The sequence below is a fragment of the Nocardia sp. NPDC050412 genome (genome assembly GCF_044458825.1).
Classification (GTDB): Bacteria; Actinomycetota; Actinomycetes; order Mycobacteriales; family Mycobacteriaceae; genus Nocardia.
Genome location: NZ_JBITIJ010000001.1, coordinates 393,126 through 413,988 on the forward strand (window position 1 = coordinate 393,126; position 20,863 = coordinate 413,988).

The 20,863-nt window shown below is 65.3% G+C and carries 21 protein-coding genes; 15 read left to right on the plus strand and 6 right to left on the minus strand.

The window, feature by feature from the left end; translation table 11 throughout:
- Window positions 1-306: 306 nt before the first annotated feature.
- A complete protein-coding gene (locus ACIBI6_RS01855; RefSeq protein ID WP_364340014.1) occupies window positions 307-513 on the minus strand; it encodes a DUF5988 family protein in 207 nt (68 codons plus the stop codon).
- A 316-nt stretch (window positions 514-829) separates the two neighbouring features.
- Here ACIBI6_RS01855 and ACIBI6_RS01860 point away from each other — a divergent pair, with 316 nt between their 5' ends.
- Window positions 830-1,081 (plus strand): hypothetical protein, encoded by a 252-nt coding sequence (locus ACIBI6_RS01860; protein ID WP_364340016.1) that lies wholly within the window; start codon window positions 830-832, stop codon window positions 1,079-1,081.
- A 7-nt stretch (window positions 1,082-1,088) separates the two neighbouring features.
- Here the strand turns inward: ACIBI6_RS01860 and ACIBI6_RS01865 are convergent, their stop codons facing one another.
- On the minus strand, window positions 1,089-2,081 hold the full coding sequence (locus ACIBI6_RS01865; protein ID WP_396955019.1) for an NADP-dependent oxidoreductase: 993 nt from the start codon (window positions 2,079-2,081) through the stop codon (window positions 1,089-1,091).
- Window positions 2,082-2,109: 28 nt separating this feature from the next.
- Between ACIBI6_RS01865 and ACIBI6_RS01870 the strand changes: the two genes are divergently transcribed.
- Entirely contained in the window at window positions 2,110-3,105 is a 996-nt protein-coding gene (locus ACIBI6_RS01870; RefSeq protein WP_396955020.1) for a GlxA family transcriptional regulator, read from the plus strand.
- 34 nt (window positions 3,106-3,139) lie between these two features.
- Here ACIBI6_RS01870 and ACIBI6_RS01875 read toward each other — a convergent pair whose 3' ends face one another.
- On the minus strand, window positions 3,140-4,609 hold the full coding sequence (locus ACIBI6_RS01875) for an alpha/beta hydrolase (protein ID WP_396955021.1): 1,470 nt from the start codon (window positions 4,607-4,609) through the stop codon (window positions 3,140-3,142).
- 177 nt (window positions 4,610-4,786) lie between these two features.
- On the opposite strand from ACIBI6_RS01875, the gene ACIBI6_RS01880 reads away from it, so the two are divergent.
- The 4 genes from ACIBI6_RS01880 (at window position 4,787) to ruvB (ending at window position 7,630) form a co-directional block, all read left to right on the plus strand.
- The gene (locus tag ACIBI6_RS01880) at window positions 4,787-5,272 is read left to right on the plus strand and encodes an MmpS family transport accessory protein (RefSeq protein ID WP_364340025.1); all 486 of its coding nucleotides are present in this window, start codon (window positions 4,787-4,789) and stop codon (window positions 5,270-5,272) included.
- Between the two features lie 94 nt (window positions 5,273-5,366).
- Window positions 5,367-5,936 (plus strand): crossover junction endodeoxyribonuclease RuvC, encoded by a 570-nt coding sequence (gene ruvC / locus ACIBI6_RS01885; protein ID WP_364340027.1) that lies wholly within the window; start codon window positions 5,367-5,369, stop codon window positions 5,934-5,936.
- Complete coding sequence (gene ruvA, locus ACIBI6_RS01890; protein WP_040692392.1) at window positions 5,933-6,538, plus strand: Holliday junction branch migration protein RuvA; 606 nt, start codon at window positions 5,933-5,935, stop codon at window positions 6,536-6,538. The genes ruvC and ruvA overlap by 4 nt, the downstream gene beginning before the upstream one ends.
- 6 nt (window positions 6,539-6,544) lie before the next feature.
- Entirely contained in the window at window positions 6,545-7,630 is a 1,086-nt protein-coding gene (ruvB, locus tag ACIBI6_RS01895) for a Holliday junction branch migration DNA helicase RuvB (RefSeq protein ID WP_364340032.1), read from the plus strand.
- A 113-nt stretch (window positions 7,631-7,743) separates the two neighbouring features.
- Here the strand turns inward: ruvB and ACIBI6_RS01900 are convergent, their stop codons facing one another.
- Both ACIBI6_RS01900 and ACIBI6_RS01905 read right to left on the minus strand, forming a co-directional pair.
- Complete coding sequence (locus ACIBI6_RS01900; protein WP_396955022.1) at window positions 7,744-8,316, minus strand: DivIVA domain-containing protein; 573 nt, start codon at window positions 8,314-8,316, stop codon at window positions 7,744-7,746.
- 150 nt (window positions 8,317-8,466) lie between these two features.
- Window positions 8,467-9,117 carry a TetR/AcrR family transcriptional regulator gene (locus tag ACIBI6_RS01905; protein WP_364340038.1) on the minus strand — a complete coding sequence of 217 codons (651 nt, stop codon included), beginning with the start codon at window positions 9,115-9,117 and terminating at the stop codon, window positions 8,467-8,469.
- A gap of 97 nt (window positions 9,118-9,214) precedes the next feature.
- Between ACIBI6_RS01905 and ACIBI6_RS01910 the strand changes: the two genes are divergently transcribed.
- The 7 genes from ACIBI6_RS01910 (at window position 9,215) to ACIBI6_RS01940 (ending at window position 18,514) form a co-directional block, all read left to right on the plus strand.
- A complete protein-coding gene (locus tag ACIBI6_RS01910) occupies window positions 9,215-10,705 on the plus strand; it encodes a flavin-containing monooxygenase (RefSeq protein WP_396955023.1) in 1,491 nt (496 codons plus the stop codon).
- Window positions 10,706-10,885: 180 nt separating this feature from the next.
- Window positions 10,886-11,233: a preprotein translocase subunit YajC gene (yajC, locus tag ACIBI6_RS01915; RefSeq protein WP_396955024.1), complete on the plus strand. Its 348-nt coding sequence runs from the start codon at window positions 10,886-10,888 to the stop codon at window positions 11,231-11,233.
- Window positions 11,234-11,387: 154 nt separating this feature from the next.
- A complete protein-coding gene (secD, locus tag ACIBI6_RS01920) occupies window positions 11,388-13,121 on the plus strand; it encodes a protein translocase subunit SecD (protein ID WP_364340044.1) in 1,734 nt (577 codons plus the stop codon).
- On the plus strand, window positions 13,118-14,368 hold the full coding sequence (gene secF / locus ACIBI6_RS01925; protein ID WP_396955025.1) for a protein translocase subunit SecF: 1,251 nt from the start codon (window positions 13,118-13,120) through the stop codon (window positions 14,366-14,368). Before secD ends, secF begins: the two co-directional genes overlap by 4 nt.
- 24 nt (window positions 14,369-14,392) lie before the next feature.
- The gene (locus ACIBI6_RS01930; protein WP_364340048.1) at window positions 14,393-16,096 is read left to right on the plus strand and encodes an ABC transporter substrate-binding protein; all 1,704 of its coding nucleotides are present in this window, start codon (window positions 14,393-14,395) and stop codon (window positions 16,094-16,096) included.
- 37 nt (window positions 16,097-16,133) lie between these two features.
- Window positions 16,134-16,706, plus strand: a complete 573-nt coding sequence (locus ACIBI6_RS01935) for an adenine phosphoribosyltransferase (RefSeq protein ID WP_364340050.1) — start codon at window positions 16,134-16,136, stop codon at window positions 16,704-16,706.
- Between the two features lie 227 nt (window positions 16,707-16,933).
- Window positions 16,934-18,514, plus strand: coding sequence for an ABC-F family ATP-binding cassette domain-containing protein (locus tag ACIBI6_RS01940; protein ID WP_396955026.1), 1,581 nt, complete (start codon window positions 16,934-16,936; stop codon window positions 18,512-18,514).
- Here ACIBI6_RS01940 and ACIBI6_RS01945 read toward each other — a convergent pair.
- Window positions 18,485-18,916: a nuclear transport factor 2 family protein gene (locus tag ACIBI6_RS01945; RefSeq protein WP_364340054.1), complete on the minus strand. Its 432-nt coding sequence runs from the start codon at window positions 18,914-18,916 to the stop codon at window positions 18,485-18,487. The two genes, ACIBI6_RS01940 and ACIBI6_RS01945, sit on opposite strands and share 30 nt — an antisense overlap.
- An 80-nt stretch (window positions 18,917-18,996) precedes the next feature.
- On the opposite strand from ACIBI6_RS01945, the gene ACIBI6_RS01950 reads away from it, so the two are divergent.
- Window positions 18,997-19,497, plus strand: a complete 501-nt coding sequence (locus ACIBI6_RS01950; RefSeq protein WP_364340056.1) for a helix-turn-helix domain-containing protein — start codon at window positions 18,997-18,999, stop codon at window positions 19,495-19,497.
- A gap of 35 nt (window positions 19,498-19,532) precedes the next feature.
- Window positions 19,533-20,831 carry a HEAT repeat domain-containing protein gene (locus ACIBI6_RS01955; RefSeq protein WP_396955027.1) on the plus strand — a complete coding sequence of 433 codons (1,299 nt, stop codon included), beginning with the start codon at window positions 19,533-19,535 and terminating at the stop codon, window positions 20,829-20,831.
- Window positions 20,832-20,863: the final 32 nt, after the last annotated feature.

Here is a 20,863-nt window from a genome sequence, read left to right on the forward strand (position 1 = left end):
GGCGCCCAGTTGGAGCAGGACTGACGTTTGTCGGTGCATCGGTCACTTTGACGTACAGAACGTCACTGCATCCGATGGTAGACATCTCCGACGAGGTCGGCGCCCAGTTGGAGCAGGACTGACGTTTGTCGGTGCATCGGTCACTTTGACGTACAGAACGTCACTGCATCCGATGGTAGACATCTCCGACGAGGTTGATGCCCAGTTGGAACAGGACTGACGGCGGGACATCAATGATCGGCGCCGCGGGGCGGTTCGCAGAGATGCGGACCGCCCCGAGTGCCTTTCGCATCCGGAGCGCGGCGGTTATTCCGCGATTCGTGTCCGATCGGACCACTCGTAGACCCGCAGCCGCCCCTCGGGCGTATCGGCCTCCCGATTGGTGACCTTGAAGTGCTCGTATCCGCCACGGTATTCGACTTTGAGCTCGACGCCGGGCGGCGTGATCGCAACGATGCGAGCGGGCAAGTCTTTCGGCCCACCTTCTAGGACAGCCTTCGAAACATTGCTCATCCTTCGGATGGTATGTCTCGAATGTGATGCACGCCACGAACGTGGCCGAATGCCCGCATTGTCTCGGGTGGATTCCGAGGCCCCGGCCCGGGGCGGTAGCTGATATCGCCTCGCTGACCGGCCAATGATTGCTATTGATTAGCTGATGGCATTTCCTGGATGTGCGGCAATCTGATCATAGGGGCCGATCGCGGTGGTGTAACGGTTGCGGTCAGATTGCTGATAACAGAATCGAGTGCTGCGACACAATGCCGCGGCCACCCGATCAGGCTCTGCGCACCGAGAACTTGTCCCGCCCGGAAAGAGACCAGCCATCATGCGTCGATCCCTTGCCGACGAGCATCCCGGCGATTCAACCGACCTGAATATCACCCTCGCCCCGCTCGCGGTCGCGACTGGACTGATCCTGCTCATCCCCGCATTCGCCACGGTGAACCGGATGCCCGGCTGGGCTGCCGACTATGGCGCCAGTCTGGTGTACTTCGCGATCTTCCTATACGTGGCGATTGCCGGACGCCTGACGTGGTGGGGCGCCGAAATTCTGATCGACCACGGTAAGAAGCGCTGATCCGCGTTCACGGCGCCGTGAGGACCAATTTGCCTACAGTGCGGCTGGTTTCGCCGAGTGCGTGCGCTTTCGCCACCTCTTCGAACGGGTAGACCCCGGCGACGGCCGGACGCAATGCCCCGGATTCGGCGAGTTTTGCGAGCGCGATCATTCCGGCGTGATCGTCCTGCACCAGCATGCGTACTGCCCGGACTCCCAATTGCTTTGCCTCGGTAGCTAATTCGATTGCGCCGAAGGCGCGCAGCGAGACCAGCAGACCGCCGGGACGGAGCGTGTGCAGGGAGCGCAGGCTGTTCTGGTCATCGATCGAATCCAGCACGACGTCGACACCGTGCACCGTCTCGGTGAAATCGGTTGTGCGGTAATCGATTGTCTCGTCCGCGCCGATTTCGCGGAGGAATTCGTGGTTGGCCGCGCTCGCAGTTCCGATGACGTGTGCGCCGCGCGCCTTGGCGATCTGAACGGCGAAGTGTCCGACGCCGCCCGCCGCGGCATGGATCAGGATGCGTTGTCCAGCTTGCAGGTTCGCGGTATCTACGATGGCCTGCCAGGCGGTTAGGGCGGCCAACGGTATGGCTGCGGCCTGAATGTGGTCCAGGTTCACCGGCTTCGGGGCGAAGGCGCGAGCGGGGCCGACGACGTATTCGGCGAAGGCGCCGTGTCCGTACGGATAGGGGAGCATGCCGAAGACCTCGTCGCCCGGCTCGAACAGGGTGACACCGATACCCGTGGCCGCCACTTCACCCGATACATCCCAACCCAACACGAAGGGTGGTTCGCCGAGGAAGAGTCCCGAGACGCCGCGATGCCGCCAATCGGTCGGGTTGAGACCGGCTGCCCGCACCCGGACGAGGATCTCGCCGGGCCCGGGCGTCGGGATGGGCAGTTCGACTTCGGTCAGGACCTCGGGGCCGCCGATCACGTCTTGGCTGATCGCCCACATGGTGGTGTCGTTCATGTCGTTCAGCCTGCCGTCGGCGCCGGCCACAGAAAATGGCATGATTGCCAATATTCGATATGATCGTGCCATGGTCGCTACCTCGAATGTGCAGGCGGCGCGACACCGGGTGGTCGTGCTCGCATTGGACGGGGTTTATCCGTTCGAGCTCGGGATTGCGAGCCGGGTCTTCAGTACTGTCGCGCAGCTGTACGACGTGAGCACCTGCTCGATCGATGGCGCACCGGTGCCGAGCCGGTCCGATTTCGCCATTGCCGTCCAGCATGACAGCCGGGCGCTGGCGACCGCCGATACCGTGGTGATACCGGCCTGCGATATCGATATGACGCTCGATGGCACGCTGCCGCCCGCGGTGGCCGCGGCGTTCACGCACATCCGTCCCGGCACCCGCATCGTGTCGATCTGTACCGGGGCATTCGTGACCGCCGCCGCCGGATTGCTCGACGGTCGTCCCGCGACGACGCACTGGAATGTGGCCGAACTGTTCCGGCGCACCTTTCCGCGGGTGCGGCTGAATACCGATGTGCTCTACGTCGACGACGATGACGTGCTCACTTCGGCAGGCGCGGCGGCAGGCATCGACCTTTGCCTGCACGTGGTGCGCCGCGACCACGGCAGTGCGGTCGCGAATACGGTGGCGCGCCGCTGCGTCGTGCCGCCGTGGCGCGATGGCGGCCAGGCGCAATACATCGAACAGCCGGTGCCGCCATCGACCTCGGCGGGCACCGCGGCCGCCCGGCACTGGGCACTCGAGAACCTCCGATTGCCTTTGACCATGGACGATCTCGCCGTCCAGGCCCGAATGAGCAAGCGCACCTTCGCCCGCCGCTTCCGTGACGAGGTCGGCATGAGCCCCGGGCGCTGGCTCATCCAACAGCGCGTCTTCCGGGCCCGCCACCTCCTCGAATCGACCGATTTGACCGTGGACCGCATCGCGGGCGAAGTCGGCTTCGCCACCGGCAGCTCACTGCGCCAACACCTGCACGATTCCATCGGCATATCCCCGTTGGCTTATCGCCGAACCTTCCGCGCCGAGTCGGTCGTGCCGGCCGAAGCGCTGGGCTGAGCGGCGACTCGATTCATCAACCCCGCAACAGGTTTCAGGTCGCGTCGGGTACCGGAAGACCGACGCGGGCGACGATCCAGGGGAACGACGAGATGAACGCGGCCGAGGCGAATTGCCAGGTGTGGCCGCCCTGGGTGGTGTGGATGGTGCAATCGATGCCGACTGCATGCCCTGCGTCGCACAGCTTTTCGGCGGCGCCGACCTCACCGGTGTCGAAAACTCCGTCGTGGCCGCCCATGCCGACGTTGTCATCTTCTGCGACTGCGGACTGCTGATGTGCGCCATGGGATCCCGGACCGGACTTGGGCGGGGTGAGATCGTCGAACAGACCTGCCGTGGCGGTGTAGGGGCCGTGTTCGGCCATGACGGTGAGCGGATCGAACGCGGCCCAGCGGTCGGCGTCGCCGCCGAAAAGCCTTCGGATCGTTTGTTCCTTATTGCCCGAGGCCGGACCGAGGTCGCCTGCGATATCAACGAAGGTGCGCACCAATTCGGGATGCATGACCGCCAGATCGACCGCGCAGGTGCCACCCATGGACCAGCCGACCACCGCCCAGTTCGCCGGATCCGCGGAGGCGCCGAACCGAGATTCGATATAACTGGGCACATCTCGGGTCAGATGATCTGCGGCATCACCGCGCGGACCGTTCACGCATTCGGTGTCATTGTTGAAACTGCCGCTGGAATCGACGAAGACGAGAATCGGCGCGCGACCGCCGTTGGCGGCGGTGAACTTGTCCACCTCGGGCATGATCTGGCCGCTGCGGATCCAGTCGGCGGGCGTATTGAATTCGCCGCCGATCATCATCACGACCGGAAGTGTCGGTGGCGTCGGACCGGCGAACCAGGCCGGCGGCAGGTACACATATTCGGTTCGATGCGGAAAACCGCTGGCCGCGTCCGGAATTTGCACCGGCACGATCTTGCCGGTGCTGACATTGGTATTGCGCAGTCCGGGCAGCGCATCGATATCGGTCTGGTTCGGCAGCGGACCCGCGGTGAGCGCATTCCACGCCGACTGCACGGTGGTGTAGTAGCCCACCCACTGATTGAGCACGATGCCGGTGCTCAACAGTGCCAACGGAATGGCGAGCACCGAGACGCCGCGCCGCCACCACCTGGCACTGCGCCAGCCGAGCGCGGCGACCGCGATGGCCGCCACCGCGACGCCGACACAGGCCCACAACTCGACCGGCGCCGGATCCGAGGCCAGCCCCTGATCATTCACATATGCCCACGCGGCCACCGCGCCCCCCGCACCGAGTGCAACGCAGACCGGCAGCAGCACCAGCCGCCAGCGCCGGGTCCGCCAGCCGACCGCCAGGATCAATGCGGCCACCGCGACCAATTCGACGGTCACCGGCAGCCAGCCGTGCAGCAGCGAGATGCCGTGGTGAAAACCGTTCTGATAGTTCGGATTCAGATTCGACGAAGGCAACCGCGGTGGTGGTGGCGGTGTCACAGGGGTCGCGGGTGCGGCGAGCGGGGCACGGACTACGGGCACCTAGGGCATTGTCGAGACCGTTCCTCGAGAAAGCCTGTGAATTCGCTCCGATGAACCTGGGCGCCCCGGAAACGCTGGTCGATGGCAGGTCGATAACCGCACAGGTGAACCGGTCTCCGAACAGTCGTGTCCGGTAAAGTCCAGTAGCCGGTCGTGCAGGGATTCAGGAGGGGGCACATGACTTATCAACCACCGCCGCAGTACCCGGGTTATCCGGGGCAGGGGTATCCGGGCTACCCGGGATATCCGCCGCAGCCGCCCAAGGGCAAGCCGGTGTGGCCATGGGTCCTCGGCGGCGTCTTCCTGGCGATCGTGCTCACCGTCGGCGGCTGCGTCGCGGTATTCGGATCCGTCATCTATCGGATCGACAAGGAGTCCAAGAAGGAAACTTCGATCACCTATGAGGTCATCGGCTCCGGCACCGCCGATATCTCCTACAACACTGGCGATTTCGACACCAACCAGGCGGATGATTCGCCGCTGCCGTGGACGAAGGGCGTGACCGTCACCGGATATGTCCGCACGGGCCGGGTGTCGGCGACTGTCAGCGGATCCAACGGCGGCACGGTGACCTGCCGAATCCTGCAGGACGGCAAGGTAGTCGTCGAGGATTCGGACTCCGGCACCTACGCGTATGTGAGCTGCTACCACTCGTTCAACTAGCCGAATCCCGGACGGCCACCGTGTCGTTGGTGAATGGTAGGTGCCCGTCCACTAGACTCTCGAACAGTTGTTCGTGCCTTCGAGAGGGGATCGTGTGCGGGTGATGGGCGTCGACCCGGGACTCACCCGGTGCGGCCTCAGCATCGTCGAGGGCGGGCTGGGGCGGAAGGTGACGGCGCTCGACGTCGACGTGGTGCGCACACCAGCGGATATGGACCTGGCACACCGGCTGATGGGTGTCGCCGACGTCGCCGAACACTGGATGGATACCCATAAACCCGACGCGGTCGCGATCGAGCGGGTATTCGCGCAGCACAATGTGCGCACCGCGATGGGAACCGCGCAGGCGGGCGGAGTGATCGCGCTGGCGGCCGCGCGCCGGGGGATATCGGTGGCCTTCCACACCCCCAGCGAGGTGAAGGCCGCGGTCACCGGCAACGGCACCGCGGACAAGGCTCAGGTGACCGCGATGGTGACGCGTATTCTCGGCCTCCAGGTCGCGCCGAAACCGGCGGATGCGGCCGATGCGCTGGCCCTGGCGATCTGTCATTGTTGGCGGGCGCCGCTGATGGCGCGGATGGCCGAGGCCGAGGCGCGTGCCGCCGAAGCCCAGCGGCGGTATGCACAGCGGCTTGCCGAACAACGGAAGGTGGTGCGCGGGTGATCGCGTCGGTACGCGGTGAGGTGCTCGAGATCGCGCTCGATCATGTGGTGATCGAGGCGGCGGGCGTTGGCTACCGGCTCAATGTCACCCCCGCGACGCTGTCCACGCTGACCCGCGGCGAGGAATCCCGGCTGTTCACGGCGATGATCGTGCGTGAGGATTCGATGACGCTGTTCGGATTCGCCGATACCGAATCCCGTGATCTGTTCGGCCTTTTGCAGACCGTCTCCGGAGTCGGCCCCCGGCTGGCCATGGCGGTGCTCGCGGTGCTCGAGCCCGAGGCGTTGCGCAAGGCGCTGGCGGAGAGCAATGTCGCGGCGCTGACCAGGGTTCCCGGCATCGGTAAGCGTGGCGCCGAGCGCATGGTTGTCGAGTTGCGTGACAAGGTGAATCTCGTTCCGGTGCAGGCCGGTCCGCCCGGCAGCACACCGACGCCGGTGCTCACGCCGGTGCGCGAGCAGGTCGTCGAGGCGCTGGTCGGACTCGGATTCCCGGTCAAACAGGCCGAGCCCGCGGTCGATGCGGTGCTCGCCGAGAATCCCGCCGCCGATACGTCGAAGGCGCTGCGGGCGGCGCTCGGCTCGCTGGGGAAGAATCGGTAAGACGTGATGGATCAGGATCCCGAGCAGGACACCGAATCCCAGGTCAGCGCGAGCTATCTGAAGTCCGACGGGGAGATCGAGGCCAATCTGCGCCCGAAGTCCCTGGACGATTTCATCGGCCAGCCGCGCGTGCGTGAACAGCTCGCGCTGGTGCTGCGCGGCGCCAAACAGCGTGGCGGCACCCCGGACCATGTGCTGCTGTCCGGCCCGCCCGGGCTCGGCAAGACCAGTATGGCGATGATCATTGCTGCCGAACTCGGTACGGCACTGCGTATTACATCCGGTCCGGCGCTGGAACGCGCGGGTGATCTCGCTGCGATGCTGAGCAATCTGGTCGAGGGCGATGTGCTGTTCATCGATGAGATCCACCGGATCGCCCGGCCCGCCGAGGAGATGCTCTACCTCGCCATGGAGGATTTCCGCGTCGACGTGGTCGTCGGGAAAGGCCCTGGGGCAACCTCGATTCCGCTCGATATCGCACCTTTCACCCTGGTCGGCGCGACCACCCGCTCCGGTGCGCTCACCGGACCGCTGCGCGACCGCTTCGGCTTCACCGGCCACATGGACTTCTACGATCCCGAAGAACTCCTGCGCATTCTGCAGCGCTCGGCCCATATTCTCGGTGTCACCATCGATCGCGATGCCGCCGCCGAGATCGCGGGTCGCTCCCGCGGCACTCCCCGCATCGCCAACCGCCTGCTGCGCCGCGTCCGCGACTATGCCGAGGTTCGCGCCGACGGCGTGATCACCCGTCCCATCGCCCAGGCTGCACTCGAGGTCTACGACGTGGATGTCCTCGGCCTCGACCGACTCGACCGCGCCGTCCTCGGCGCGCTGGTCCGCAGCTTCGGTGGTGGGCCCGTTGGTGTTTCGACCCTCGCGGTCGCTGTGGGGGAGGAGGCCGCGACCGTCGAAGAGGTGTGCGAGCCGTTCCTCGTCCGGGCGGGCATGGTGGCGCGCACACCGCGCGGCCGCGTCGCGACCGCCGCCGCCTGGGAACACCTGGGCCTCGTGCCGCCGCCCGATCTCGTCTTCGGTTCCATTGAAGTCCGCGGCCGCGAACCTCACCCCACCCTCGACCTCTTCGACTGAGCTGGATCAATCCCGGATCAAGATCAGGTGGAACTGGTGGCGGCGGCTAGTCGCTTGGCGATGCCGCCATGAATTCCACCTGATCTTGATCTGCGTTGTGACGCGAGCGCGGTTCAGCGGTGATTGGCTTCGAGGGCGGTGACGACGAGATCCAGGAAGGCGTCGACTTCGTCGCGGGTGTAGCCGCGGGTGCCCAGGCGGGCCTCGGTGAAGCGGACAGCGCGGACGTCGGCGACGGTCAAACTGCCGGGACTGCCGTGCGCGAGGGTGGCGGCGACCAGATCCAGGAACGCATCCACTTCTTCGGTGTCGTAGCCGCGGCGGCCGACAGCGGCCTGGGTGAACTGCATGCGGTGCACATCGTCGGGGGTGAGCAGCGCGGCGGTGCCGGAACCGTTGCCACCGGCGGGGACCGGGCGGGAGCCGCGCTGGCGGAACTCCAGTTCCACGCGGACCCGATCGAGGAATTCGTCGACCTGATCGGCCTGATAGCCGCGTCCGCCGAAGCGCGGAGCATCGAAGGCGACGTGCCGGATATCGTCGGCGGTCAGCACACCCCGACCGGCCAGTGTCGCCGACACCAGTTCCAGGAACGCGTCCACCTCATCGGCGTGGTAGCCGCGGTGCCCCATAGGTGGCATGGCGAAGTGCATTCGGCTCACGTCGTCGGGGGTCACCCGCGACATTGTTCCAGGGTCGCTGCCCTGCTCGCGTCGAATGCGGTTTTTTCGAACTAGGCGGTCTCTGCCGAACACGTGTTGCCCCCGTTGGCCGGTCGATCCGGGTCCCACCCTAGCCGGAATCGGCTCACGTAGCCGCAGGAGATTTGCCGGACTTCAGTCTTTGCGCACGCCGTCGATCAGCAGCCGTCGAATCGCCTCGTTCAATGCCTGGACCGCGGCCTCGTCCGGATTGCGCAGCCCGTGCACGATGCCCGCGAGCAGCATGCCGGTCACCGCCTTGGCGGTGTACTTGGTATCGAGATCCGCACGCAGATAACCGAGTTCGACGCCGTGCGACAGATAGCCCGCGGTGAGCGCATCGGCCATATCGAGCAGGCCGTAGAGCCTGGCGGTGAGTTCGTCATCGATACCGGTGGCATGGAACAGCAGCAGTTGGGCGACCCGTCGGTCGTCCACCAGGATCCGGGTGAGCGCGGTGCCGATGCGATCTATCTGGGCGCGATATTCGTCGAGGGAGGTGGCGGCGTCGGGCGCGTTATCGGTGCCGAGCGCCTCGATGATCCGGGTGGCCAGATCGTCGATGACCACGTCGATGATCTCGCGCTTATTGCTGAAGTACCGGTAGAAGGTGCCATGGCCGATGCCCAATTCGCCGGCGATATCGGCGATTCCGGTGGCGTGATAGCCCTTCTCGGCGAAGCAGACGAAGGCGGTATCGATGATCTCCTGCCGCAGTTCGGCCTTGCGTCGCTGGATCGCATTTCCGGCCGCTGGGCGGGGCGCACGGGTGGATGGCTTCGTCACCTGTCCGATGATACGGTGTTCACAAACGGAATGAGATGTCATTCTGTGAGAGATGGTTCCTACATTCTCGATGGAATGTTTAAGTAGGAGGTTCGACGTGGCGCCTCAATACGACGCGGTCGTGGTCGGTGCGGGATTCGGCGGCATGGGAGCGGGTATCGAGCTCGACCGGCTGGGTCTGAGCAATTTCGTCATTCTGGAGCGCGAGGACGACCTCGGCGGCACCTGGCATGTCAATCACTACCCGGGTCTCGCGGTCGATATCGCCTCGGTGACCTACTCGTATTCCTTCGAGCCCAACCCCTATTGGACGCGTCTGTTCGCGCCGGGCAAGGAGCTCAAGAAGTACGCCGCCCACGTCGCCGACAAGTACGGCCTGCGTCGCCGTATGCGTTTCGCAACGGTGGTGGACGGCGCCCGCTGGGACGAGGAGCGCCAGCACTGGGTCGTCTCCATCGCCGGTGGTGAAACCCTCACCGGCCGTTACCTCCTCACCGCGACCGGCTTCCTCTCCCAGCCCTACACACCGCCGTTTCCCGGCATCGATTCGTTCGCGGGCAAGATCATCCACACCACCGCGTGGCAGGACGATTTCGACCTGACCGGCCGCAAGGCCGCCATCATCGGCACCGGCGCCACCGCCGTGCAGCTGATACCCGAGGCCGCGAAGAAGACCGAGAAACTCACCGTCTTCCAGCGCACCCCGATCTGGGTGGTGCCGAAGATCGACACCGTGATTCCCGATCCGGTGCAGCGGCTGTTCGCGCGGGTGCCCGCCACTCAGAAGGCCGCGCGGCTGGTCAACACCAGTCTGCTCGAGGCGCTCATGGTGGTCGGGGTGCTGCACTTCAAGCAGGCCAAGCCGCTGAATTCGGCCGCGGGCCTACTCGCCAAGGCGCATCTGCGTGCGCAGGTGCGCGATAAGAAGATTCGCAAGCAACTCACCCCGCACTACGACTTCGGCTGCAAGCGCCCCACCTTCTCCAATCAGTACTTCAAGACGTTCAACCAGCCCAATGTCCGGCTGGAGACCAATTCGATCGATCACATCGAGGCCGACGGCATCGTCACCGCCGACGGGCACAAGACCGAGATCGATACGTTGATCCTGGCCACCGGATTCAACCTCTGGGATGTGAACTTCCCGGCCATCGAGATCATCGGCCGCGACGGCGTGAATCTCGGAAAGTTCTGGCGCGACAACCGGTTCCAGGCCTACGAGGGCATCACCGTGCCGAAGTTCCCGAACTTCCTCAGCCTCAACAGCCCGTACTCCTACAGCGGTCTGTCCTACTTCACCACCATCGAGGCCCAGATGAAGCACATGGGCCGACTGCTCGGTGAGATGTTCCGGCGCGGCGCGACCACCTTCGAGGTGACCGAGCAGGCCAACACTCGGTTCCTGGACCGCGTCACCGAGAAGTTGGGTTCCTCGGTGTTCTACGGCGGCGACTGCGCGAGCGCGCGCAGCTACTACTTCAACCAGCACGGCGAGGCCGCACTACTGCGCCCGACCAGCACCGTCAATGCCCACCGCGAGGCGGTGAGCTTCCCGCTCGACGACTACACCTACGGCAAGATCGCCTAGGACGGCCGTTGCGCAGCCCCGCGACCGTCGCTCGGTCGCGGGGCTCATGCTGTCTCGGATGCCTCGAGATCCGGATTCCGGGACGTCAAGGGTGTGCCGGTGTGGTGGTGACGACATGAGCTGGCAGACTGTTGGGGTAATAGCCCATTCCCACCCACAGACTAGGGACTGACTTCGACGATGGAACTTCTGTTTCCGCTCCTACTGGTAGCCCTGCTCGTGCCCATGTTCCTCGGTGTGCGCCGCCAGAAGCGCGAGGCCGAGAAGGTCACGACCATGCAGGAAAGCCTGAAGGTCGGCGATCAGGTCACCACCACGTCGGGTCTGTACGGAACCGTGGTCGATCTCGACGACACCACGGTCGATCTCGAGATCGCCGAGGACGTCATCACCACGTGGTTGCGTCAGGCCATCCGCGATGTGCGCACCCAGGATGAGACCACGGATGAGACCGTGACCGACGAGGCCGAGGCCGGTCCCGTCGAGGAGTCCGCGCAGCAGACCGAGACCCGGCTGACCAAGGACTGATCGGGTTTACTGGCTCCCGTAGCGATTTCTTGCAGGTCGCTCGAAAGGGCCAGCCGCCCGCGCGCTGCAGATCGCCGCGGGCCATCCGTCCGGGTGCCCAGCCGTGCGCGCCCGCCTGTTCCACCCTCGACTTCCGCCTAGGAGATGACGAACTGTGCCACCTTCCCAGGGATCGGCGCATCCGCTCCGGTTGCTCGGCGTCTACGCCGTGCTGCTGGCCGTGATCTATGCGCTGGTGTTCTTCGCCGGTGACCATTCCCCGACCCCCAAGCTCGGCATCGACCTGCAGGGTGGTACCCGAGTCACGTTGACCGCGCGCACCCCCGACGGCAGCAAGCCCAGCCAGGACAGCCTGCGCAGGGCGCAGACGATCATCGAGAACCGCGTCAACGGCCTCGGTGTCTCGGGTTCCGAGGTCGTCATCGACGGCGACAACCTGGTGATCACGGTTCCGGGTGACGACGGTGGTCAGGCCAAGGCGCTGGCGACGACCGCCAAGCTCTACATCCGGCCGGTGCTGTCGGCGGTGCCCGCGGTCGGCGGCAAGGCCACGCCACAGACGGGTACCGCGGGGACGGCGACGCCGGGCACGGTTCCGGACACCACCCAGCTCAACCCGGATGGCACCGTGCCGACCCAGTCCGCGCCCACCACCGAGCCGGCGCCGACCACGGAGTCCGCACCCGCCGCGGAGTCGACCCCGCAGCCGCGCGTGTTCCCCGCACAGGCCCCGACCTCGCCGCCGGCACCGCCCGGCGGTCTGACGCCGCAGGAACAGGCGAAGAAGGAGATCGCCGACGCCAAGGCGACCAGGCAGAGCACCGATTCCACGGTGCAGCAGGCCGCGATGGCCGCGATGGACTGCAATAAGTCCGATCCGCTCGCCGGTAACGACGATCCGAATCTGCCGCTGGTCACCTGCTCCACCGACGGCAAGGAAATCTTCCTGCTGGACAAGAGCCGCATCGATGGCCAGGAGATCAAGGACGCCACCTCCGGACTCAACCAGCAGCAGGCGCGCCATGAAGTGAACCTCGAATTCAAATCCGGTGGTAGCGATGCCTGGGCCACGCTGACCGGTGAATACATCAACAAGCGGGTCGCATTCGTACTCGACTCGAAGGTGGTCAGCGCGCCGGTCGTGCAGTCGGGTCCGCAGCAGGGCGGACGCACCACCATCTCCGGCAGCTTCACCGCCGCCAGCGCCAAGGAACTCGCGAACACCCTGAAGTACGGTTCGCTACCGCTGTCGTTCCAGACCTCCGAGGCCGAGACGGTTTCGGCGACGCTGGGTCTGTCCTCGCTGCGCGCGGGTCTGCTCGCGGGTGCGATCGGCCTCGCGGTGGTGCTGCTGTACTGCCTGCTCTACTACCGGATGCTCGGTTTCCTGGCCGGATTCTCGCTGATCGCCTCGGGTGTCGCGGTCTACGGCATCATCGTGCTGCTCGGCAGGTGGATCGGATTCACGCTGGACCTGGCGGGTATTGCCGGTCTGATCATCGGTATCGGTCTGACCGCGGATTCCTTCGTGGTGTTCTTCGAACGCATCAAGGATGAAATGCGCGAGGGGCGCAGCTTCCGTTCGGCTGTGCCGCGCGGTTGGCAGCGGGCCCAGCGCACCAACCTCTCCGGTAAGACCGTCAGCCTCATCGCCTCGGTGGTGCTCTACATCCTGGCCGCCGGTCAGGTGAAGGGCTTCGCGTTCACCCTCGGTATCACCACCGTCCTCGACGTGATCGTGCTGTACCTGGTGACCGCGCCGCTGATGATGCTGGCCTCCCGCTCATCGTTCTGGGCGAAGCCGTCGGTCAACGGGCTCGGTGCGATTCAGGAAGTGGCCAGGGAGCGCAGGGCCGGCGAGGCGCTGGTTAAGGAGACGGCACGATGAGGACAGCATCGCGTAGCGATTCCATGCGGGGTGGCGGGCCGGCGACGGGTGGGCCCGACTCGACCCTGGAGCCGTTCGCCGATGAGGTGAACGATTTCGAGACGCCCAAGCACAGCGTTTTCGAGCGTCTCTACACCGGTACCGGCGGATTCAAGATCGTCAGTCGGCGGCGTTTCTACTACGGGCTGACCGCGGCCTTCGTGCTGATCTCGTTGCTGAGTATCGGACTTCGCGGATTCACCCTCGGCATCGACTTCGCGGGCGGATCGCGCATCCAGTTGCCCGCGGCGGGCACGGCCACCACGCAGAAGGTCGAGGACATCTACAACCAGGCCATCGGCCACGCGCCGGTGACGGTGCAGAAGGTCGGATCCGGCGCTGCGGAGACCATCCAGGTGCGCTCGGACACACTGAGCGCCACTCAGACCGACGCGCTGCAGACCGCGCTGTTCAACGCCTTCCAGCCGAAGGACAAGGACGGCAACGTTTCCCGCAATGCGATCAGCATCGCCGAGATCAGCGAGACCTGGGGTAGCCAGATCACCAAGAAGGCGTTGATCGCGCTGGTCGTGTTCATCGCGCTCACCATGGTCTATATCGCGATCCGCTTCGAACGGGATATGTCGATCGCGGCGATCGCCTCGCTGTTCTTCAACATGATTGTCACGGCGGGCATCTACTCCCTGGTCGGCTTCGAGGTGACACCCGCGGCGGTGATCGGTCTGTTGACCATCCTCGGTTATGTGCTCTACGACAATGTCGTCGTCTTCGACAAGGTCGAGGAGAACACCCGCGGTGTGGTCAATACGACCCGGCGCACCTATGCCGAACAGGCGAATCTCGCGGCGAACCAGACGTTGATGCGATCGATCAACACCACGGTCATCGGCATCCTGCCGATTGTCGGCATGCTCGTGATCGCGGTATGGCTGCTCGGTGTCGGCACGCTGAAGGATCTCGCGCTGGTACAGCTGGTCGGCATGATCGTGGGTGCGTATTCGTCGATCTTCTTCGCGGTGCCGCTGCTGGTGTCGATCAAGGAGCGGTGGGGGCCGGTCGCGGCGCACACCAAGAAGGTGCACAACAAGCGGGCCGGGCTGGCCTCGGCGCGCGCGGGAGCCGAGGCGGAGCGGCGCGCGGTCGCGGCTACCGGTCGGGAATTGGGTGCGCGACCGGTTCGGGAAGTCGGACAGGCTCCGCGGCCCAGCGCCCGTCCTAGCGGAAAGCGGAACAAGCGCAGGCACTGACACCGACGGCAGGGGTTTGCATATATGAAGCAGTCGCTAGCGGCACGTCTGATCGGAGCGGTGGCTGCGGGCACCGTGGCCGCCACGGTGATGGCCGGATGCTCCAGCCAGAACCAGGTGCCCTCCATCGGCTATGCCGTCGACTCGGTGATCGCCAGCTATAACGGCGGCAGCACGCTCGGTGCGAGCAGCGGTTCGGCTGCGGTATTCGCGCGGGTGTTGACGGGGTTCTTCTATACCGGACCGGACGGTCAGCAGGTCGCCGACACCGACGTCGGCACCGCGAAAGAGGTGCCTGGCGAGGCGCAGACGGTGCAGTACCGGCTCAATGCGGACGGGGTGTACTCCGACGGGGTGCCGACGTCATGTGACGATCTGGTGCTCGCCTGGGCCGCGCGCAGTGGCCGCTATACCAAACCCGGTGACCGCGGCCAGGTTCCGCTCTTCGATGCCGCGAGCACCGCCGGATACGCCGATATCGAGCGGGTGGACTGTCAGCCCGGGTCCAAGGACGCCACCGTCGTGTTCCGCGCGGACCATCACTACTTGCCGTGGCGCGATCTGTTCACCGCGGGGGAGTTGATGCCCGCGCATGTGGCGGCTCGGGTGGCGAACGTGCCGAATGTGGTGACGGCGGTGCAATCCGGTGATCAGGCGTCGCTGCAGCGGATCGCCGACTTCTGGAACAACGGGTGGACGATCGGCACGGACAAGGTGGATCTTTCGCGGTTCCCGTCATCGGGGCCGTATCGGATCGATTCCTACTCCGCCGAGGACGGTCTGGTGCTGGTCGCCAACGAGCGCTGGTGGGGCAATAAGCCCGAGACCGGGCGGATCGTGGTGTATCCGAAGACCGCCGATCTGAAAGCGAAGGTCGGTGACAATGCGGTCGGGGTTGTCGATATAGGCGCCGGATCGGTGAAAGACATCAATCTGGGCGGGTTTTCGGTTCGGACCGTGCCGGGGCGCGGTGTCGAGCAGTTGGTGCTGGGTACGTCGGGAGTCTTCGCCTCGGCCGACGCGCGGCGCGGTTTCGCATTTTGTGTGCCGCGCCAAGATCTGTTCGACAAACTCGGCAAGGCCAAGGACGCACCGAAGACCGGACTAGGCACCGCGGTGCTGAATTCTCGTATCACGCAGCAGGATTCGCTGTATTACCCGAACGTCATCGGCGCGGCCGACAAGTACCGTGGCGGTGATGCGACGGCGGCCGCGGCCGCCGGTGCGGCCAAGCCGACAATTCGGATCGGATATGTGAAGCCGGACGACCGGCGCACGCAGACCGTGCAGATGATCGCGGACGCGTGCAAACCGGCCGGTATCAATGTGGTGGATGCCGGATCCGCCGATTTCACTGCGTCCCAGCTCACCGAGGGCAAAGTCGATGCCGTCCTCGGCGGCACCGCATCGGCCCCGGGTCCGGCCGGATCCGGGACCGGAGTGGCGGCTACCAGTGCGTTGCGCACCGGTAGCGGGCTCAATTTCGGTCGCTTCGGTAACGGCCGCTACGATTCGATCACCGATCAGCTTGCGGGCGACGACAACTCGACCGCAACGCTGAATCTGCGCACCGAGGCCGAGAACCTGCTGTGGGCGGAGATGCCGAGCATTCCGTTGTTCGTCACGCCCCGCACCATCGCGTTCGGCGACGGTCTGCGCAACGGCATAGCCGGGCCCACCCAGGCGGGCACTGGCTGGAACATGGACCGCTGGGTGTTGAAGCGGTGACAGGTGTTGGTGGGTGAGTAACCATGGAGAGGTGTCGATGAGCAAGCATGCGGCGGTGGAATCGGACGACGTCCTAGCCGAGCGGACAGGCAAGGCGGCCGAACTGGTCGAACGCCTGACCCGCTGGTGTGACGATTTCCCCTCTCCCGGCATCCGCTTCGCCGATCTCACGCCGGTATTCGCCGATCCGGAGGGCTTCCGGGCCGTCATCGACTGCCTCGCGGCGTGCGCACCCGATGCCGATCTGGTTGCGGGCGTCGATGCTCGCGGATTCATCATCGGCGCCGGCGTTGCCGCGACGCTGGGAACCGGTGTCATGGCGGTGCGCAAGGCCGGGAAGTTGCCGCCGCCGGTCATCTCGCGTGAGTACAGCCTCGAGTACGGCACCGCATCGCTCGAGATTCCGGCCGACGGTGTCGATCTGAAAGGGCGGCGCATTCTGCTGCTCGACGATGTGCTGGCCACGGGCGGCACTTTGGCTGCCGCCGCGGAACTGTTCCAGACCGCCGGTGCCGAAATCGTCGCGGCCGCAGTCGTTCTGGAGTTGGGCTTCCTCAATGGCCGCGATCGCCAGGGCGATTACCCATTGAGCTCGGTCGTGCGAGTCTAGATCGCTCGTTAGTGGCGGACCGGGTAGTCGAGGTGGGTTACTCGGTCGCCTCGGCGTTGCGGACAGAACATGTGATCGGAATATCAGTGGCGCGACAGCCGCGGATGTGTTTAATCTAGACGGGTCTTATCCCCGTTGATCGGAGTCATGTCGTTGCTCTCATGAGGTAGCCACCCGGGCGGCCCGCATCCTGTGCGCCGCATTCCCGCGCAACCTCTGGGGTCCACATGACCAATCTGTCTCTTTCCGATCTTACTTTCTCCTGGCCCGATGGCACCCCTGTCTTCGACGGTCTGGACGCGGTGCTCGGACCCGGCCACCTCGGCTTGGTCGGCGGCAATGGCGCGGGCAAGTCCACCCTGTTGCGGCTGATCGCGGGTGAGCTGACACCGGCGCGTGGTTCGATCACGCTCACCGGGCGGCTTGGCTATCTGCGCCAGGATCTCGGCCTCGGCGACGGTCAGCGTGTCGACGCGGTGCTGGGCATCGCTGAGACGCGAAAGGCGCTGCATCGCATCGAATCCGGCATCGGCGACGAGTCCGATTTCGATATCGTCGGCGCGCAGTGGGATGTCGAGGAGAGTGCCATCGCGCTGCTCGGTCGCCTTGGCCTGCACTACCTCGCCGACTCGACCGAACAGCTGGACCGCCGCCTGGAAACCCTCTCCGGCGGCGAGACGGTGCTGCTCGGCCTGGTCGCCGAGCTGTTGCGCGATCCGGACGTGCTGCTGCTCGACGAGCCGACCAATAACCTGGATCACCTTGCCCGCCAACGCCTCTACGAGGTCGTCGCCCAGTTCTCCGGCACCGTACTCACCGTCAGCCATGACCGCGAGCTGCTGGAACGAATGTCCACCATCGCCGAACTGCGGCAGGGTGAATTGCGTTTGTTCGGCGGCAATTTCAGCGAATACGAGCGGATCATCGAAGCCGAGCAGGAGGTGGCGCGCGCCGCGATCCGGGACGCCCGCAGCGATGTTCGCAAACAGGCGCGCGAACTGGTCGAGACCCGGATCAAACTCGATCGCCGAGCGCGCTACGGGCAGAAGATGTTCGAGAACAAACGCGAGCCGAAGATCGTCATGGGCGCACGCAAGCGGGCGGCGCAAGTATCGGCGGGCAAGCTGCGCAATAACCACATCGAAAAGCTGGACACCGCGAAGGAACAGCTGCAACAGGCCGAGGATCTGTTGCGCGACGATCGACAGATCCGGATCGACCTACCGGGCACCCGGCTCTACCCGGGCCAGGACGTCATCGATCTCGAGGAGGTCGAACTGGCTTGCGGTCCGACCGTGACATTGGGGGTCTCAGGTCCGGAGCGGATCGCGCTGACCGGGCGCAACGGCGCGGGGAAAACCACACTGCTGCATCGCATCGCCGCCGAACCGCCGCTGGTGCCGTGGCGCATACTGCCGCAACGTCTCGATATCTTCGACGAGCAGCGCACGGTCTTCGACAATGTCGCCGCGACCGCACCGCACGCGGCCGCCGAACAGATCCGAGCCCAACTCGCCCGCTTCCTGTTCCGCGGCACCGATGCCGATGTCGCGGCGGCGGCCCTGTCCGGCGGTGAACGCCTGCGCGCGGCCCTGGCCATGCTCCTGATCGCCGATCCGGCCCCGAAGCTCCTACTGCTGGACGAGCCCACTAATAACCTCGACCTGCCCAGCCTCGACCACCTCACCCAGGCGCTGGCCAACTACGAGGGCGCACTGATCGTCGTCAGCCACGATTCCCGTTTCCTCGACGACATCGGGGTGACCCGACGTCTCGAGTTAACTGGAGACGGGCTGGTCGAAACGTGATAGTGCCCGCCGCATGACGCCCGGATGACGAAGTAGGCGCGGTCCGAGCTTCACCGCTAGCAGGGTCAGTGGGAGCCAGGGCCGCAGGTGCGGTTCGAGTCGGCGAATGCGGCCGTCGGCGGCCAATTCGAGGATCATGGCCTCGGTCATCCGGAATGGTCCGACGGCGGCCTCGGCGAGCAGAACTCGGCGGGCACCGTCGCCGATGTGCTCGGTCCAGCGCAGTCGGCCCAGGCTGCCGTACGCCGCGGTCAACAGAATGCGCAGATCGTCGTGACCTCGGAAGACCAACCGGCCCGAGACCGGCGAAGTCAGCTCGGCATCGGGGGCCAGGGTCGTCATCAGCGCATCGAAATCGCTGGCCTCCGTTGCCTCGCGAAACCGCGCCACAGTATCCGACATGTTTCGATCACCCCTTCACAGTTGGTCGTTTCGCAACGTATCGGAGTGACTTGCAAAAAGCAATGGATTACCATGGGCGGGTGCCCAAAGCTGCCATGTCCGACATTGTGTGCTCGATCGCGCGAACCCTCGACGTGGTCGGGGAGCGGTGGACGCCGCTGATCCTGCGCGACCTGTTCGTCGGGGTGAACCGGTTCGAGGACATCCGCCGCGATCTGGGAATCGCCACCAATGTCCTGACCGCGCGTCTGGACGTGTTGCGGCAGTACGGGATCGTCGAGGCCAGGGCCTACCAGACCAATCCGGTGCGCCACGAATATGTGCTCACCGAGCAGGGCCGCGATCTGTATCCGGTGCTCACGATGCTCATCTCATGGGGCGATAAATGGCTCGCCGGACCCGCGGGGCCGCCCGCGCTGGTCGTGCATCGTGATTGCGGACATCCGACGTCCGGTGTAGTGGTCTGCCGCGACTGCGGCGCACCGCTCACCGCCGACAACGTCTACTGGCGGCACGGTCCCGGCGCGCGGCGCGGACCGGGAACCATGCTGATCGGCGATCATCTGGAACCGGCACCGTAGATCCGTCGGGTAACGCAAGTGTTTCGCTCGAGTTGATGGACGTGCTCGGCTGCAGCATGATCAATCCGATGGATCCGGTGTTGCGGGCGATAGCCGATATCGATTGGGTCGAGCTGGAACATGCTTACGGCCCGGCGGCGGATGCTCCGGCCCACCTGCGGGCTCTGATCGACGGTGACGCCGAGGCGTGTGTCGACGCGGTCGGCTATCTCGACGCCGCGCTATTGCATCAGGGCAGCGTGTACTCCGCGACCGCGCCGTTCGTCGCGATCGTGGCCGAACTGCTGGCTCGTCCGCACACCGAGATGAAGGTCGAGGGCATACTGCCGTGGGATCCGGGGCCGCGACCGTTGCGCGTCGCGCTACTGGACTACCTCGAGGTCTTCGCACAGGGATGTTGTTCGGGAATCTCCGATGAGCAGCTGCATACCGAGGCATATCCACCCGGGCGAACCGAAGAGGATCTGCAGCGCGTCAAAGCGAATCGGCGTGCCGGGTTGCTGGAATTGGGACCGGATCCGGCGAATGCCCTTCTGGTGGAGCATGTTCCGACGCCACCGGGCTTGTTGGCGGCCATCGATGATCACGTATTCCGTGCGGCTATGCGGGCCAGGGACGAGATTGCCTGTCGCGCTGTTATTCCCGGCGTGATCGAGGCCGTCGAGCCCCTGGTCGACGATCCGGAGGTGACGGTGCGCATGGCCGCGCTGCGGGCGTTGATCGAACTCACCGCGCATCCGGCCTATGCCGAAAAGCGGGTCGCGTTGCTGCGGCGGGTGGACGAGATCGCGCCGACCATGTCGGATCCGGCCGAACGCGCCACTGCCGCAAGGATTTCCGGTCTCAACGGCGGCCGGCCGGAGCAACTGCTCGCCGATGTCCATCCCGGTGTGCGCACCTGCGCCGCTCTCGCGCCAGCATTCGCCGGCGAGCAGCGCGCTACCGACGAATTGCTCGCCGCGCTGGAGCATCCGGAAGTCATCGACCGGTGGTTCGATCGTCATCTGCCCGGACAGGACGGGTGGCTGCGCCACGATGTCATCCGGGAACTCGTCGGTCGTGTTGCTGATTTCGAGACGCTGCTACCCGCCGCGATCGAAGCGGCCTGGGCCGCGAATCCCAGCACCGTGCACTACGACTGTATTTCCTTTCTACACAGAGCCTTTCCGGATCCGATCGGAATCGGTTCGGAGCTGACCGCCGCCCAGCTGTCGTTCCTCGCGGTGCTGGTGGAGATCGATGATCTGTGGCAGCTCGGTCAACTCGAACGCTGGCTCGATACGGTGGGTCTGCCCGGCGGGCGGGACGGCTGTCGTCGGCTCGTCGAGCAGTAGCCATTCGGTCCCACAGCCGCAGTGTAGGTGTA

Coding starts and splice junctions, on each gene's coding strand:
- ACIBI6_RS01865 (WP_396955019.1), bottom strand. CDS start 2,081: ATGCCATTTTCTGTGGCCGGCGCCGACGGCAGGCTGAACGACATGAAC.
- yajC (WP_396955024.1), top strand. CDS start 10,886: ATGGAACTTCTGTTTCCGCTCCTACTGGTAGCCCTGCTCGTGCCCATG.
- ACIBI6_RS01855 (WP_364340014.1), bottom strand. CDS start 513: ATGAGCAATGTTTCGAAGGCTGTCCTAGAAGGTGGGCCGAAAGACTTG.
- ACIBI6_RS01870 (WP_396955020.1), top strand. CDS start 2,110: ATGGTCGCTACCTCGAATGTGCAGGCGGCGCGACACCGGGTGGTCGTG.
- secF (WP_396955025.1), top strand. CDS start 13,118: ATGAGGACAGCATCGCGTAGCGATTCCATGCGGGGTGGCGGGCCGGCG.
- ACIBI6_RS01880 (WP_364340025.1), top strand. CDS start 4,787: ATGACTTATCAACCACCGCCGCAGTACCCGGGTTATCCGGGGCAGGGG.
- ruvB (WP_364340032.1), top strand. CDS start 6,545: ATGGATCAGGATCCCGAGCAGGACACCGAATCCCAGGTCAGCGCGAGC.
- ACIBI6_RS01935 (WP_364340050.1), top strand. CDS start 16,134: ATGAGCAAGCATGCGGCGGTGGAATCGGACGACGTCCTAGCCGAGCGG.
- ACIBI6_RS01860 (WP_364340016.1), top strand. CDS start 830: ATGCGTCGATCCCTTGCCGACGAGCATCCCGGCGATTCAACCGACCTG.
- ACIBI6_RS01930 (WP_364340048.1), top strand. CDS start 14,393: ATGAAGCAGTCGCTAGCGGCACGTCTGATCGGAGCGGTGGCTGCGGGC.
- ACIBI6_RS01945 (WP_364340054.1), bottom strand. CDS start 18,916: ATGTCGGATACTGTGGCGCGGTTTCGCGAGGCAACGGAGGCCAGCGAT.
- ACIBI6_RS01940 (WP_396955026.1), top strand. CDS start 16,934: ATGACCAATCTGTCTCTTTCCGATCTTACTTTCTCCTGGCCCGATGGC.
- ACIBI6_RS01900 (WP_396955022.1), bottom strand. CDS start 8,316: ATGTCGCGGGTGACCCCCGACGACGTGAGCCGAATGCACTTCGCCATG.
- ACIBI6_RS01955 (WP_396955027.1), top strand. CDS start 19,533: ATGGACGTGCTCGGCTGCAGCATGATCAATCCGATGGATCCGGTGTTG.